The organism is Streptomyces sp. XY431 (assembly GCF_001279805.1).
Taxonomy (GTDB): domain Bacteria; phylum Actinomycetota; class Actinomycetes; order Streptomycetales; family Streptomycetaceae; genus Kitasatospora; species Kitasatospora purpeofusca.
Genome location: NZ_LGDO01000369.1, coordinates 1 through 13627 on the forward strand (window position 1 = coordinate 1; position 13627 = coordinate 13627).

Here is a 13627-nt window from a genome sequence, read left to right on the forward strand (position 1 = left end):
GCCCGTGCCCGCCGCAGCACCCCGCCCCGCGCCCGCCGCAGCGCCCCGACCAAGATCCGGAAGCCCGCCCGCCCCGGTCCGGGAGGCCGTAGGGTGGGCCCATGCCCACCCTGCTGCTCGTCCGCCACGGCCGCTCCACCGCGAACACCGCCGGAATCCTGGCCGGTTGGACGCCGGGGGTGGAGCTCGACGACACCGGGCGCGCGCAGGCCGCCGCGCTCGCCGACCGGCTCGCCCCGGTCCCGCTGGTCCAGGCGGTCAGCAGCCCGCTGGAGCGCTGCCGGCAGACCCTGGAGCCGCTGCTCACCGCGCGCCCCGGGCTGGCCGGTCCCGAGCGCGGCGGCGCCGCGCCGGGCGAGCCCGCGCTGGACGAGCGGCTCGGCGAGTGCCACTACGGGGAGTGGACCGGCCGCCCGCTGGCCGAACTCGCCAAGGAGCCGCTCTGGCGCACCGTCCAGGACCACGCGGCCGCCGCCGCCTTCCCCGGCGGCGAGTCGCTGCGCGAGCTGAGCCACCGCACCGTCGACGCGGTCCGCGAGTGGAACGAGAAGATCGCCGCCGAGCACGGCGAGGACGCGGTCTGGATCGCCTGCTCGCACGGCGACGTGATCAAGGCCGTGGTGGCCGACGCGCTGGGCCTGCACCTCGACCACTTCCAGCGGATCAACGTCGACCCCTGCTCGGTCACCGCGATCCGCTACACCGCGCGCCGCCCGTTCGTGCTGCGGATGGGCGACACCGGCGATCTCGCCTCGCTCGCCCCGCGGCCCGCCGCCCGCCCCGGCCGGGCCCGGGAGGGCGGGGACGCCGTGGTCGGCGGTTCCACCGGCGCGGCCTGATCCGACAGGATCCAGGAGGACAGACCCTGAGCCGCCCGCCCCCGGGCTCGGCTCCCCGGCCCGGCCCGGGAGGTCGTAGGGTGACCAGTGGGCCCCGGCGCACCCCGCCGCGCACCCCGGGACCACCGGGCCCGACCCCGAACCCCGTGGCGTCCCCGACGTCCACGACGATCGATACGATCCGGAGCGAGAGCGTGCCCCGTCAGGTCCACTTCTACGACCAGCCCGAACGGTTCGTGGCCGGCACCGTCGGCCAGCCCGGCGCCCGGGCGTTCTACCTCCAGGCCAGCGCCCGGGGGCGGATCACCAGCGTGCTGCTGGAGAAGACCCAGGTCGCCGCGCTCGCCGAGCGGATCGAGGAGGTCCTCGACGAGGCCCTGCGCCGCAGCGGCGGCGAGGCCGCGATCCCGGCCGGCGCCCCGCAGGAGCTGCTGGACACCGCGCCGCTGGACCTGCCGCTGGAGCAGGAGTTCCGGGTCGGCACGATGGCGCTGGCCTGGGACACCGTGGACAGCTGCCTGGTCGTCGAGGCGCAGGCGCTGATCGAGGAGGAGGGCGAGGAGGAGGGCGCCGCCGTCTTCGAGGACGACGAGAACGGCCCCGACATGCTCCGGGTGCGGCTCTCCGGCGCGATGGCCCGGGTGTTCGCCAGGCGCGCGCTGGACCTCGTCGCGGCCGGCCGCAAGCCCTGCCCGTTCTGCAACCTGCCGCTCGACCCGGAGGGCCACCTGTGCCCGCGCGCGAACGGGTACCGGCGCTGAACACGCCGCCCGCCCCGGCCGGCGAGGTCGAGCCGCCGCGCGCCGACCCCGCCGGGGCCGCCGCCCTCGCCGCCGACCCGCCGACCGCGCTGCGGCTGCTGCGGGAGGGCGCGCTGACCGTGCACGGCCGGCTCACCGACGCCTCCAACGCGGCCCTCTACTGCACCGTCGGCCTCGACGGCACCGACGGCCTCGCCGCGCAGGCCGTCTACAAGCCGGTGGCCGGCGAGCGCCCGCTCTGGGACTTCCCGGACGGCACCCTGGCCGGCCGCGAGGTCGCCGCCTACGAGCTGTCCGCCGCCACCGGCTGGGGGCTGGTCCCGCCCACCGTGCTGCGGGACGGCCCGCACGGCCCCGGCATGGTGCAGCTGTGGGTGGAGCCCGATCCGGACGCGGACCCGCTGCTCGCGCTCCAGGACCCGGGCGGCCCCGAGGAGGGCTGGCTGCCGATCGTCCGGGCCGAGGTCGGCGACGGGCGCACCGCGCTGCTGGTCCACCCCGACGACGCGCGGCTGCGCCGGCTCGCGGTGCTGGACGCCGTCCTCAACAACGCCGACCGCAAGGGCGGCCACCTGATCCCGGCCGCGGACGGCCGGATCTACGGCATCGACCACGGCGTCACCTTCCACAGCGAGGGCAAGCTGCGCACCCTGCTCTGGGGCTGGGCCGGGAGCCCGCTGCCCGAGGAGGCGGCGGCGGTGCTGGCCGGGCTGGCCGGGCAGCTGGACGGCGCGCTGGGGGAGCGGCTGGCCCCGCACCTGACGGCGGCCGAACTGGACGCGACCAGGGCCCGGGTCGCGGCGCTGCTCGCCGCCGGCACCCATCCGCTGCCCTCCGAGGACTGGCCGTCAATCCCCTGGCCGCCGATCTGACGGTCCGGCGGGCCGCCCGGCCTTCGAAGCCCGGGCCGGCGGGCCCGTCGGACCACCCGTCCGCGGGTCCTTGTACCGGACAGTGGTCTGGACCGGTGCCAGGCCCTGGCCGCACACTGCGACGATGGACGAGCGACGGACCACCCCCCACCTGGACCTGCCGCTGCACCGCCTCCAGGTCCCGCTGCCGCATCTGCTCCCGTTCGCGATCGGCAGTTTCGACACCATCGGCCCGCTGTCCCGGGCCGGCTTCCCCCACCGGCACTCCTTCTTCGAGATCGTCTACGTCACCGGCGGCCGCGGCGCCCACGTCCTGGACCTGGTCCAGCGGCCGCTGCGGCCGCCGCAGTTGTGCGTGATCGCGCCCGGCCAGGTGCACCACTGGGTGGACGCGGACGACCTCACCGGCCAGGTCGTGCTGTTCAACGAGGACTTCCTCCTGACCAATCCGCAGGACCTCGCCGCGCTGCGCGCCCTGGCCGTCCGCCCGGCGGTGCGGCTGGGCGACCAGGCCGGGCCGATCGCCGCGCTGCTGGCGGACATGGAGGCCGAGTACCGGGCCCGCCCGGCGGGCTATCCGGGGGTGCTGCGGGCCAGTCTGCACATCCTGGTCGTCCGCGCCCTGCGGGCCTGTTCGCCGGCCGGCCCGGGGGCGCTGCCGGGCCGCACCGGCGACCTCGCCGCCGCGTTCACCCGGCTGATCGCCACCCCGGGCGGAGTGCAACGCTCGGTCGCCTCCTGCGCCCAGGAGTTGGGGGTCTCCCCGGGGCACCTCCAGGCGACGGTCAAGCAGGCGACCGGCCGGACGCCGGGGCGGCTGATCCGCCAGCAGCAGACGCTGGAGGCCAAGCGCCTGCTGGCCTGCACCGAACTGACGGTCCGACAGGTGTCCCGCGAGGCCGGGTTCGGGGATCCGGCGTACTTCTGCCGGTTCTTCCGCCGGGAGACCGGGATGACGCCCGGGGAGTTCCGGGCGAGGGTCGGAGGAAATCACCACGATCCCCGGATCACGTCCATCGCGGCGGGTCCGGACGGCCCGTAGGTTGACTGTCGGCCACCGGCGGACCGCCCGGCGCGAGCGGGCGGCCCGCCGGCCCGGTCCTTGTCATGCCCCCACCATGGCAAGGGCCGTCATTCCCATCGACACCGGCAGATCCCCCACACCCACAGCGAAGGAGTCGGCGCATGCCCGCGTCCGAAGAGCCCGTCACCGGGACGGACGGTCCCACCGACCGCCGGATTAGCCGCAAGACCGTCCTCCGGGCAGCCGCCGTTCTCGGCACCGCCCCCCTGCTGGTCGGCGGCGGCGTCGCGCTGGCCCGCGACCGGGTCGGCACCGGCGAGATGCCGGACTACACCCCCGAGTGCCACGACGGCGACGCCCCGACCGTAGAGCAAACCGAGGGGCCGTACTTCAAGCCCAACTCGCCGCTGCGCACCTCGCTCATCACCGACAGCACCCCGGGCACCAGGCTCACCGTCAGCGGCTACGTCTTCGGCCGTGCCTGCCTGCCCCTGTCCGGCGTCCTGCTGGACTTCTGGCAGGCCGATGTGAACGGCGCCTACGACAACGTCGGGTTCACCTTCCGCGGGCACCAGTTCACCAACGCCCAGGGCGCGTTCAGCCTCACCACGATCGTGCCCGGCCTCTACCCGGGCCGCACCCGGCACATCCACGTCAAGCTCCAGGCGCCCGGCCGGCCGGTGCTCACCACCCAGCTGTACTTCCCGAACGAGCCGCGCAACAGCACCGACACCATCTACGACGCGCGGCTGCTGATGAACGTCCGTCAGGTCGGCTCGGCGAAGGAGGGCACCTACGACTTCGTGCTCAACGTGCCGCAGACCCCGACCCCGACCGCCACCCCCACCGGCCCGACCACCCCGCCCACCAGTACGCCCCCCACCACGCCGCCGGGCGGGACCTGGGCCGCGGGCACCTTCTACAACGCGGGCGACCGCGTCACCTACGGCGGCGTCTCCTACCGGTGCCTCCAGGGGCACACCGCCATCACGGGGTGGGAGCCGCCGAACGTGCCGGCCCTCTGGCAGCGGTTGTAGCGGCTCCGGCCGTATGCCCGGAGGGTCGCGGGCGCCCGGTCGGCGGCAGGGCCGACCGGGCCGCCCGTCCGCCCGGACCGCCCCGCGTGGCCGTGCGCGGGGCGGTTCCGGCGTGCTTCCGGCGTGGTTCCGGCGTAATTCCGCGCCGGCGGCCCGGCGGGGGCAGTCGGACACAATCGATCAGGAACCGCCCGGGCCGCGAAAGCAGACGAATCCAGTCGATCTTGCCGACTGGTTAGGCTTTCAAATGTTCTCAAGGTTAAAGTCGATGCCATGCATGCCTGGCCCGCCTCCGAGGTTCCCGCCCTGCCTGGTCAGGGGCTCCCCCTTCGAATCCACGACACCGCGACGGGAGGCATCCGGGAGGTCGTGCCGCAGGACGGCCCCGCCCGGATCTACGTCTGCGGCATCACGCCCTACGACGCGACCCACATGGGCCACGCCGCCACCTACAACGCCTTCGACCTGGTGCAGCGGGTGTGGAAGGACGCCGGCCACGACGTCCTCTACGTGCAGAACGTCACCGACGTCGACGACCCCCTGCTCCAGCGCGCGGTCGAGACCGGACAGGACTGGGTGGCCCTCGCCGAGCGCGAGACCGCGCTGTTCCGCGAGGACATGACCGCGCTTCGGCTGCTCCCGCCGGCCCACTACATCGGCGCCGTCGAGTCCATCCCGTGGATCGTCCCGCTGGTCCAGAAGCTGCTCGCGAGCGGCGCCGCCTACGAGCTGGACGGCGACATCTACTTCTCGGTCGAGTCCGACCCGACCTTCGGCGAGGTCTCCGGCCTCACCCGCGAGGCCATGCACCCGGTCTTCGCCGAGCGCGGCGGCGACCCGGACCGCCCCGGCAAGCGCCACCCGCTGGACGCCCTGCTGTGGCTGGCCGCCCGCCCCGGCGAGCCCGCCTGGGACACCGAGCTCGGCCACGGCCGCCCCGGCTGGCACATCGAGTGCGTCGCGATCGCCCTGCAGTTCCTCGGCATGTCCTTCGACATCCAGGGCGGCGGCAGCGACCTGTCCTTCCCGCACCACGAGATGGGCGCCGCGCACGCCCAGGTCGCCACCGGCGCCCACCCGTACGCCCAGGCGTACGTGCACGCCGGCATGGTCGGCCTGGACGGCCACAAGATGTCCAAGTCCCGCGGCAACCTGGTCTTCGTCTCGGCCCTGCGCCGCGAGGGCGTCGACCCGGCGGCGATCCGGCTGGCCCTGCTCTCGCACCACTACCGCGAGGACTGGGAGTGGACCAAGGGCACCCTGGACGAGGCCGTCGAGCGGCTCGCCCGCTGGCGCGCCGCGGTCTCCCGCCCGGACGGCCCGCCCGCCGAGCAGCTGCTCGCCGAGGTCCGCGCCGCGCTCGCGAACGACCTGGACGCCCCGGCCGCGCTGGCCGCGGTGGACCGCTGGGCCGCCGCGCAGGAGAGCGACGGCGGTACCGGGATCGGGGCCCCGGGCCTGGTCACCCGCACCGTGGACGCACTGCTCGGCGTCGCGCTGTAGGGCGCGTCGTCGTACGAACGCCGGAGGGGCGTCGAGGCCACTGGCCCCGACGCCCCTCCGGCGTTTCTGCGGCGTCCCTGCCGGGGGCTCAGTCCTCCTCGGCGCCGTCCTGGCTCTCCCGGGCCGACGGCGGCTCCGGCTCGGCCGGCCGCTCCGCGGTGGCGTGCCCGGAGACGGGCTTCTCACCGGTCGGCCCGACGTTCTCCCGGCGTCGCAGGTACCGCTCGAACTCCCGGGCGATCGCGTCGCCCGAGGCCTCCGGCAGCTCCGCGGTGTCCTGCGCCTCCTCCAACTGCTGGACGTACTCGGCGACCTCGCTGTCCTCGGCGGCCAGCTGGTCCACGCCCAGCTGCCACGCCCGGGCGTCCTCGCCGAGCTCGCCCGGCGGGATGCGCAGGTCCAGCAGGTCCTCCAGCTTGTTGACCAGCGCCAGGGTGGCCTTGGGGTTCGGCGGCTGCGCGACGTAGTGCGGCACCGCCGCCCACAGCGTCACGGCCGGCACCCCGGCGTGCGTGCACGCCTCCTGGAGCACCCCGACGATCCCGGTCGGTCCCTCGTAGCGGCTCTCCTCCAGCTCCAGCCGGCGGGCCAGCTCCGGGTCCGAGGTGACACCGCTGACCGGCACCGGGCGGCTGTGCGGGGTGTCGCCGAGCAGCGCGCCCAGGATCACCACCAGCTCCACGCCCAGCTCGTGCGCGAAGCCGAGCAGCTCGTTGCAGAACGAGCGCCAGCGCATGCTCGGCTCGATGCCGCGGACCAGCACGACGTCCCGGGTGGTCGGCTCGGTGACGCGGATCACCGAGAGCCGGGTGGTGGGCCAGGTGATCCGGCGCACCCCGCCGTCCAGCCACACGGTGGGCCGGTTGACCTGGAAGTCGTAGTACTCCTCCGCGTCGAGCGCGGCGAAGACCTTGCCGCCCCAGGTCTCGTCCAGGTGCGCCAGCGCGGCCGAGGCGGCGTCACCCGCGTCGTTCCACCCCTCGAAGGCGCACACCATCACCGGGTCGATCAACTCGGGAACTTCCTCCAGCTCGATCACCCAGCGTCTCCCTCCGGTCGGCAGCCACCGTGCCACCCGGCCGGGAATGCCCGGGTGCCGGCGGTCGGAAGCCGACGGTCGAACCTCTCGTCACCCATGGAACGCCTCGCTCCATGGTCCCTACCTGCCCAGCCTACGGGCTTTGAAGCGCCGTTCCGCCGGGCCACCGGGACAGTCTGGGCGAGGGGGCGGCCACGATCCAGCGGTTATCCCGGCGGGCCCCGGGGGACCGCCCCGGGTCCGGCCGCGCCCGGGCGGCGGGACGGCGCGATGATGGGTGGTGGGGCCGGGCGCGCAGGGTGTGAGGAGCCGGCGGATGAGCGGATGGCGGTGGACGGCGGCCGGGGCGGCCGCGGTGGTGGCGGTCACGGCGGGGCTGGCGGCGGCGGTGCTGGCCGCGGGCCGGCGGCTGCCGGTGGAACACGTCAGCGAGGGCGGGCTCGAACTGGACCGGCCGCCCGACGAGGTCTGGGACGTCCTGACCGCCGTCGACTTCTTCCCGGCCTGGCGCCCGGGGCTGGCGCACGTCGAGCGGCTGCCCGCCACCGCCGCGGGCCACCCCCGCTGGCGCGAGTACGGCAAGCACGGCCACACCACCTACGAGGTCGTGGAGAGCGCCGCCCCGCACCGCCTGGTGACCGGCATCGCCGACCCGGACCTGCCCTACGGCGGCACCTGGACGTACGTACTGACGCCGGCGGGCCGGGGCTGCACGCTCACCGTCACCGAGCACGGCGAGGTGTACCAGCCGCTGTACCGGGCCGTCTCCCACTACCTGACCGGCGAGGGCGCCACCGTCCACCGCTACCTGAGCGCACTCGCCCACCGGATGGCCACGTCCGGCTAGGTCAGCGGACCCAGTCGCGCCGGTAGTCGGCCCAGTTCTGCTCGGTGGCGGCGAAGTCCACGTACAGGCCGACGCCGAAGTTCGGCCGGTGCGGGTCCTGCCGGCCCAGGCCCAGCCGGACGCCCCGGATCCCGGCGGTCACCGTCTCGGCGCGGCCCCAGTGGCCCCACTTGTCCTCCCAGTAGAACGGCAGGCCCATCAGCAGGTCGACCTCCGCCGGGGTGGCCTCCAGGGCGAGTTCGGTCTGGTAGGCGTTGTAGGCGCCGTAGAACCCCTCGGTCGGCATGCTGGAGTCGTAGGTCATCACCGCGATCTGGTCGACCCGGCGGGCGGTGGCGGTGAAGTACGCCTGGTCCCACCACTTGCCGTGGTCGGTGAGCGCGATGGCGACGGTGTGCTGGTAGGGCAGCGGGTCGATCTGCGGGGCGGCGACGGACAGTTTCGCGCCACGCCCGGCGGTGACCGGGCGGACCTGGTCGAGCAGGGCGAGCCAGCCGGCGGAGCCGGGCCGGATCGGCTCCATGTCGAAGTGCACGCCGTCGAAGCCGAGGTCCAGGACCTGGCGGGCGGAGGCGGTGACCCGGTCGCGGGTGGCGGCGTCCTCCAGGTCCAGGGCGTCCTTCTCGGGCTTCACCTCGTCGCCGAGCCAGCTCTGCACCCGGACCCCGGGCAGCGCCCGGTGCGCGGCCTCGGTGAACCAGCGGGCCCGGGGGTGCACGGCGGGCGGCAGCGAGCCGTCGTGCTCCAGCGGACCGGTGTGCACATAGAGGTCGCGGACGCCGGTGCCGGCCAGCCGTTCGGCGAGCGCCGCGAGGTCCGCGTCACTCTTCCGGCCGTCCACCCAGGCGTGGCCGAGCCAGAGTGCGTCACGGCCGCGGCTGCGGGCCTCGGGGGAGGGGTCGCCGACGTACTGCAGGCGCAGCGCGAGCGCCGCCGAGCCGACCGGGACCAGCACCACGGCCAGCGCCGTCAGGGCCACGACCAGGCTCTTGCGCCATCGCGACCAGCCGCGCCAGCGGGACCGGAGCGCCCGCGTCCGGGCGGCCGCGGCGCTCCCGGTCCGCCGGACGCCATCTCGTATCAGTGTCCGAATCCTGGTCACCCGGTCGTTCCCCCCTGTTCGGCCGAGCGTTCAGGATACGGAATAGGTGGCCTTCTCCCGGCGGGGGCCGGATACCCTGGCCACGTGCGTCCCCGATTCAGCGGGTTCGCAAAGCCGACAGCCGTCGCACCCAGGGAGAAGCCCCATGGCCATTGCCGCCAGCCCGTCCGTCACCCCGCAGAGCCGCGCGAACGCGCTGCGTGAGGCACTCGCCACCCGGGTGGTGGTCGCCGACGGAGCGATGGGCACCATGCTCCAGGCGCAGGACCCGACGCTGGAGGACTTCCAGAACCTGGAGGGCTGCAACGAGGTCCTCAACCTGACCAGGCCCGACATCGTCCGCTCGGTCCACGACGCCTACTTCGCGGTGGGCGTGGACTGCGTGGAGACCAACACCTTCGGCGCCAACTTCTCCGCGCTCGGCGAGTACGAGATCGCCGACCGGATCTTCGAGCTCTCCGAGGCCGGTGCCCGGCTGGCCCGCGAGGCCGCCGACGCGCACGCCGCCGGGGACGGCCGCACCCGCTGGGTGCTCGGCTCGATCGGCCCCGGCACCAAGCTGCCGACCCTGGGCCACGCCCCGTACGAGGTCCTGCGCGAGGGCTTCCGGGTGAACGCGGCCGGTCTGATCGCCGGCGGCGCGGACGCCCTGCTGGTGGAGACCAGCCAGGACCTGCTGCAGACCAAGGCCGCGATCCTGGGCTCCAAGCAGGCCCTGGCCGAGGCGGGCCTGGACCTGCCGGTGCTGGTCCAGGTGACGGTGGAGACCACCGGCACCATGCTGCTCGGCTCGGAGATCGGCGCCGCGCTGACCGCGCTGGAGCCGCTCGGCGTCGACTACATCGGTCTGAACTGCGCCACCGGCCCGGCCGAGATGAGCGAGCACCTGCGCTACCTGGCGAAGAACGCCCGGATCGGGCTGTCCTGCATGCCCAACGCGGGCCTGCCGGTGCTGGGCAAGGACGGCGCGCACTACCCGCTGAGCCCGTCCGAGCTGGCCGACGCGCACGACCTGTTCACCCGCGACTACGGGCTCTCGCTGGTCGGCGGCTGCTGCGGCACCACCCCCGAGCACCTGCGCCAGGTGGTCGAGCGGGTGCAGGGCCGTCCGGTCGCCCCGCGCGAGCCGCGCCCCGAGTCGGCCGCGTCCTCGCTGTACCAGTCGGTGCCGTTCCGCCAGGACACCTCGTACCTGGCGATCGGCGAGCGCACCAACGCCAACGGTTCGAAGAAGTTCCGCGAGTCGATGCTGGCCGGCGACTGGCAGGCCTGCGTGGAGATCGCCCGGGACCAGATCCGGGACGGCTCCCACCTGCTGGACCTCTGCGTGGACTACGTCGGCCGGGACGGCGTCGCCGACATGAAGGAGATCGCCGGCCGGCTGGCCACCGCCTCCACCCTGCCGATCGTGCTGGACTCCACCGAGCCGGAGGTGCTGCGGGCCGGTCTGGAGTCGCTCGGCGGGCGCGCCGTGCTGAACTCGGTGAACTACGAGGACGGCGACGGCCCGGACACCCGCTTCGGCCGGATCGCCTCGCTGGCCCGCGAGCACGGCGCCGGCCTGATCGCGCTGACCATCGACGAGGAGGGCCAGGCCCGCACCGCCGCCAAGAAGGTCGAGATCGCCGAGCGGCTGATCGCCCAGCTGACCGGCGAGTACGGCGTCGACGAGGGCTCGATCCTGGTCGACTGCCTGGCGTTCACCCTGGGCACCGGTCAGGAGGAGTCGCGCCGGGACGGCATCGAGACCATCGAGGCGATCCGCGAGCTCAAGCGCCGCCACCCGGACGTGCAGACCACCCTCGGCCTGTCCAACATCTCCTTCGGCCTCAGCCCGGCCGCCCGGATGGTGATCAACTCGGTCTTCCTGAACGAGTGCGTCGAGGCGGGCCTGGACTCGGCGATCGTGCACGCCTCCAAGATCCTGCCGATGGCGCGGATCCCCGAGGACCAGCGCGAGGTCGCGCTCGACCTGGTGTACGACCGGCGCAGCGAGGGCTACGACCCGCTCCAGAAGCTGCTGCAGCTGTTCGAGGGCGTCTCCTCCTCCTCGGTCAGGGCCTCCAAGGCGGAGGAGCTGGCCGCGCTGCCGCTGGAGGAGCGGCTCCAGCGCCGGATCATCGACGGCGAGCGGAACGGCCTGGAGGCCGACCTCGACGAGGCGCTGACGGAGCGCCCGGCACTGGAGATCGTCAACAGCACGCTGCTGGCGGGCATGAAGGTGGTCGGCGAGCTGTTCGGCTCCGGCCAGATGCAGCTGCCGTTCGTGCTCCAGTCGGCCGAGGTCATGAAGACCGCGGTGGCCCACCTGGAGCCGCACATGGAGAAGTCCGACGACGAGGGCAAGGGCACCATCGTGCTGGCCACCGTCAAGGGCGACGTCCACGACATCGGCAAGAACCTGGTCGACATCATCCTGTCCAACAACGGCTACACCGTGGTCAACCTGGGCATCAAGCAGCCGGTCTCGGCGATCCTGGACGCCGCCCAGGAGCACCGGGCGGACGTCATCGGGATGTCCGGCCTGCTGGTGAAGTCCACCGTGATCATGAAGGAGAACCTGCAGGAGCTGAACCAGCGCAAGCTGGCGGCCGACTACCCGGTGATCCTCGGCGGCGCCGCGCTGACCCGCGCCTACGTCGAGCAGGACCTGCACGAGATCTACGAGGGCGAGGTCCGCTACGCCCGGGACGCCTTCGAGGGCCTGCGGCTGATGGACGCGCTGATCGCGGTCAAGCGCGGCGTGCCCGGCGCCACCCTGCCGGAGCTCAAGCAGCGCCGGCACGCCCGGGTCGAGGTCGAGGAGCCGGAGGAGGTCAACCTCGGCCAGATCCGCTCCGACGTCGCGGTCGACAACCGGGTGCCCGAGCCGCCGTTCTGGGGCGACCGGATCGTCAAGGGCGTGCCGTTCGCCGACTACTCCTCCTGGCTGGACGAGGACGCGCTGTTCAAGGGGCAGTGGGGCCTCAAGGCCGCCCGGAGCGGCGACGGCCCCTCGTACGAGGAGCTGGTGGAGACCGAGGGCCGGCCGCGGCTGCGGATGTGGCTGGACCGGCTGCAGACCGAGGGCTGGCTGGAGGCGGCGGTCGTCTACGGCTTCTACCCGGCCAACTCCAAGGGCGACGACCTGGTCGTCTTCCACGAGGACGGCAGCGAGCGGACCCGCTTCACCTTCCCGCGCCAGCGGCGCGGGCGCCGGCTCTGCCTGGCCGACTTCTTCCGTCCGGAGGAGTCCGGGGTCCGCGACGTGCTGGGCCTCCAGGTGGTCACCATGGGCAACCGGATCTCCGAGGCGGCCAACGAGCTGTTCGCCGACAACTCCTACCGGGACTACCTGGAGCTGCACGGCCTGTCCGTCCAGCTGGCCGAGGCGCTGGCCGAGTTCTGGCACGCCCGGGTCCGCTACGAGCTGGGCTTCGGCGACGAGGACCCGCAGGACGTCAAGGACATGTTCGCGCTCAAGTACCGCGGCGCCCGGTTCTCGCTCGGCTACGGGGCCTGCCCGGAGCTGGAGGACCGCGCCAAGATCGCCGAGCTGCTCAAGCCCGAGCGGATCGGCGTGGTGCTCTCCGAGGAGTTCCAGCTGCACCCCGAGCAGTCCACCGACGCGATCGTGATCCACCACCCGGAGGCCAAGTACTTCAACGCCCGGTAATGCCCACGCTGCGCAGCGTTCGCTTCATTCGGGGTACCCGGGCGTATCCTTGATGATCCTGAACGGGCCGGTCCGCTCAAATGCGGGCCGGCCTGTGCCATCCCCGGGTCCGATCCGGGCACGGACGGAAGGATCCCGCCAATGACCACCATCTCCACCGCCACCCCGACCCTCGGCCGCGGCGACGATGACCGGGGCCTGCAGGCGGTGCTGCTGGACATGGACGGGACGCTGGTCGACACCGAGGACTACTGGTGGCAGGCGGAGGCCTCGCTCTTCGCCGAGCTGGGCCACGAGCTGACCGCCGAGGACCGCGCCCAGGTGGTCGGCGGCCCGATGACCCGGGTCATCGACCACCTGCTGGCCAGCACCGGGGTGGACCTCTCGCCGGCCGAGCTGACGGTGCTGATCAACCGGCGCTTCGTCGACCTGCTGGACGGCGGGGTGCCGCTGATGCCGGGCGCCGAGCGGCTGCTCAACACGCTGGCCGCGCACGGCATCCCGGCCGCCCTGGTGTCCGCCTCGCACCGGCACATCATCGACCTCGTGCTCCGCTCGCTCGGCGCCGAGCACTTCGCCTTCTCGGTCGCGGGCGACGAGGTGGCCCGCACCAAGCCGCACCCGGACCCGTACCTGGAGGCGGCCCGCCGGCTCGGCGCCGAACCGGCCCGCTGCGTGGTGGTGGAGGACGCGCCGACCGGGGTGCGGGCCGCCGAGGCGGCCGGCTGCCCGGTGATCGCCGTCCCCTCGGTGGCGCCGATCGAGCCCGCACCGGGGCGCCTGGTGCTGTCCTCGCTGGAACAGGTCGATCTGGAGCTGCTGCGCTCGCTGGTCGCCTCGCGAGTGTGATTGTCGTCTCATTGCGGAGCGCCAGTACCGACCGGTAAGCGGACGGATCCGGCCGGGCCGGGAGACTGCCCGGGGAGAAAACGGGCATTGCCTGACAAC

11 protein-coding genes are annotated in these 13627 nt (G+C 73.8%); 9 read left to right on the forward strand and 2 right to left on the reverse strand.

The genetic code is table 11. The features are described 5' to 3' along the window. The first annotated feature begins 101 nt into the window (after positions 1–101). The 6 genes from ADK60_RS26440 to mshC all read left to right on the forward strand — a co-directional run bounded on the left by ADK60_RS26440 (position 102) and on the right by mshC (position 6036). Positions 102–839, forward strand: a complete 738-nt coding sequence (locus ADK60_RS26440; RefSeq protein WP_053649306.1) for a histidine phosphatase family protein — start codon at positions 102–104, stop codon at positions 837–839. A gap of 194 nt (positions 840–1033) precedes the next feature. Continuing rightward, positions 1034–1600, forward strand: coding sequence for a DUF3090 domain-containing protein (locus tag ADK60_RS26445; protein WP_053649308.1), 567 nt, complete (start codon positions 1034–1036; stop codon positions 1598–1600). A gap of 89 nt (positions 1601–1689) precedes the next feature. Beyond that, positions 1690–2472, forward strand: coding sequence for an SCO1664 family protein (locus tag ADK60_RS26450; RefSeq protein WP_045939651.1), 783 nt, complete (start codon positions 1690–1692; stop codon positions 2470–2472). Between the two features lie 124 nt (positions 2473–2596). Continuing rightward, a complete protein-coding gene (locus ADK60_RS26455; protein WP_107094723.1) occupies positions 2597–3514 on the forward strand; it encodes a helix-turn-helix domain-containing protein in 918 nt (305 codons plus the stop codon). A 143-nt stretch (positions 3515–3657) separates the two neighbouring features. Then, positions 3658–4533, forward strand: a complete 876-nt coding sequence (locus ADK60_RS26460) for a dioxygenase family protein (protein WP_045939650.1) — start codon at positions 3658–3660, stop codon at positions 4531–4533. 273 nt (positions 4534–4806) lie between these two features. After that, positions 4807–6036 carry a cysteine--1-D-myo-inosityl 2-amino-2-deoxy-alpha-D-glucopyranoside ligase gene (mshC, locus tag ADK60_RS26465; protein ID WP_053649310.1) on the forward strand — a complete coding sequence of 410 codons (1230 nt, stop codon included), beginning with the start codon at positions 4807–4809 and terminating at the stop codon, positions 6034–6036. Positions 6037–6124: 88 nt separating this feature from the next. On the opposite strand, the gene ADK60_RS26470 is transcribed toward mshC, so the two are convergent. Continuing rightward, on the reverse strand, positions 6125–7075 hold the full coding sequence (locus ADK60_RS26470) for a PAC2 family protein (protein ID WP_053649312.1): 951 nt from the start codon (positions 7073–7075) through the stop codon (positions 6125–6127). Between the two features lie 316 nt (positions 7076–7391). Here ADK60_RS26470 and ADK60_RS26475 point away from each other — a divergent pair, with 316 nt between their 5' ends. Continuing rightward, positions 7392–7922 (forward strand): SRPBCC family protein, encoded by a 531-nt coding sequence (locus tag ADK60_RS26475; protein WP_053649314.1) that lies wholly within the window; start codon positions 7392–7394, stop codon positions 7920–7922. 1 nt (position 7923) lies between these two features. On the opposite strand, the gene ADK60_RS26480 is transcribed toward ADK60_RS26475, so the two are convergent. Continuing rightward, positions 7924–8901: a glycoside hydrolase family 18 protein gene (locus tag ADK60_RS26480; RefSeq protein ID WP_353651775.1), complete on the reverse strand. Its 978-nt coding sequence runs from the start codon at positions 8899–8901 to the stop codon at positions 7924–7926. A 268-nt stretch (positions 8902–9169) separates the two neighbouring features. Between ADK60_RS26480 and metH the strand changes: the two genes are divergently transcribed. Next, on the forward strand, positions 9170–12679 hold the full coding sequence (gene metH / locus ADK60_RS26485; RefSeq protein WP_053649316.1) for a methionine synthase: 3510 nt from the start codon (positions 9170–9172) through the stop codon (positions 12677–12679). A 141-nt stretch (positions 12680–12820) separates the two neighbouring features. Then, positions 12821–13528, forward strand: coding sequence for an HAD family hydrolase (locus ADK60_RS26490; RefSeq protein ID WP_045939657.1), 708 nt, complete (start codon positions 12821–12823; stop codon positions 13526–13528). The last annotated feature ends 99 nt before the right edge of the window (positions 13529–13627 follow it).

Coding starts and splice junctions, on each gene's coding strand:
- ADK60_RS26440 (WP_053649306.1), top strand. CDS start 102: ATGCCCACCCTGCTGCTCGTCCGCCACGGCCGCTCCACCGCGAACACC.
- ADK60_RS26455 (WP_107094723.1), top strand. CDS start 2,597: ATGGACGAGCGACGGACCACCCCCCACCTGGACCTGCCGCTGCACCGC.
- ADK60_RS26460 (WP_045939650.1), top strand. CDS start 3,658: ATGCCCGCGTCCGAAGAGCCCGTCACCGGGACGGACGGTCCCACCGAC.
- mshC (WP_053649310.1), top strand. CDS start 4,807: ATGCATGCCTGGCCCGCCTCCGAGGTTCCCGCCCTGCCTGGTCAGGGG.
- ADK60_RS26475 (WP_053649314.1), top strand. CDS start 7,392: ATGAGCGGATGGCGGTGGACGGCGGCCGGGGCGGCCGCGGTGGTGGCG.
- metH (WP_053649316.1), top strand. CDS start 9,170: ATGGCCATTGCCGCCAGCCCGTCCGTCACCCCGCAGAGCCGCGCGAAC.
- ADK60_RS26490 (WP_045939657.1), top strand. CDS start 12,821: ATGACCACCATCTCCACCGCCACCCCGACCCTCGGCCGCGGCGACGAT.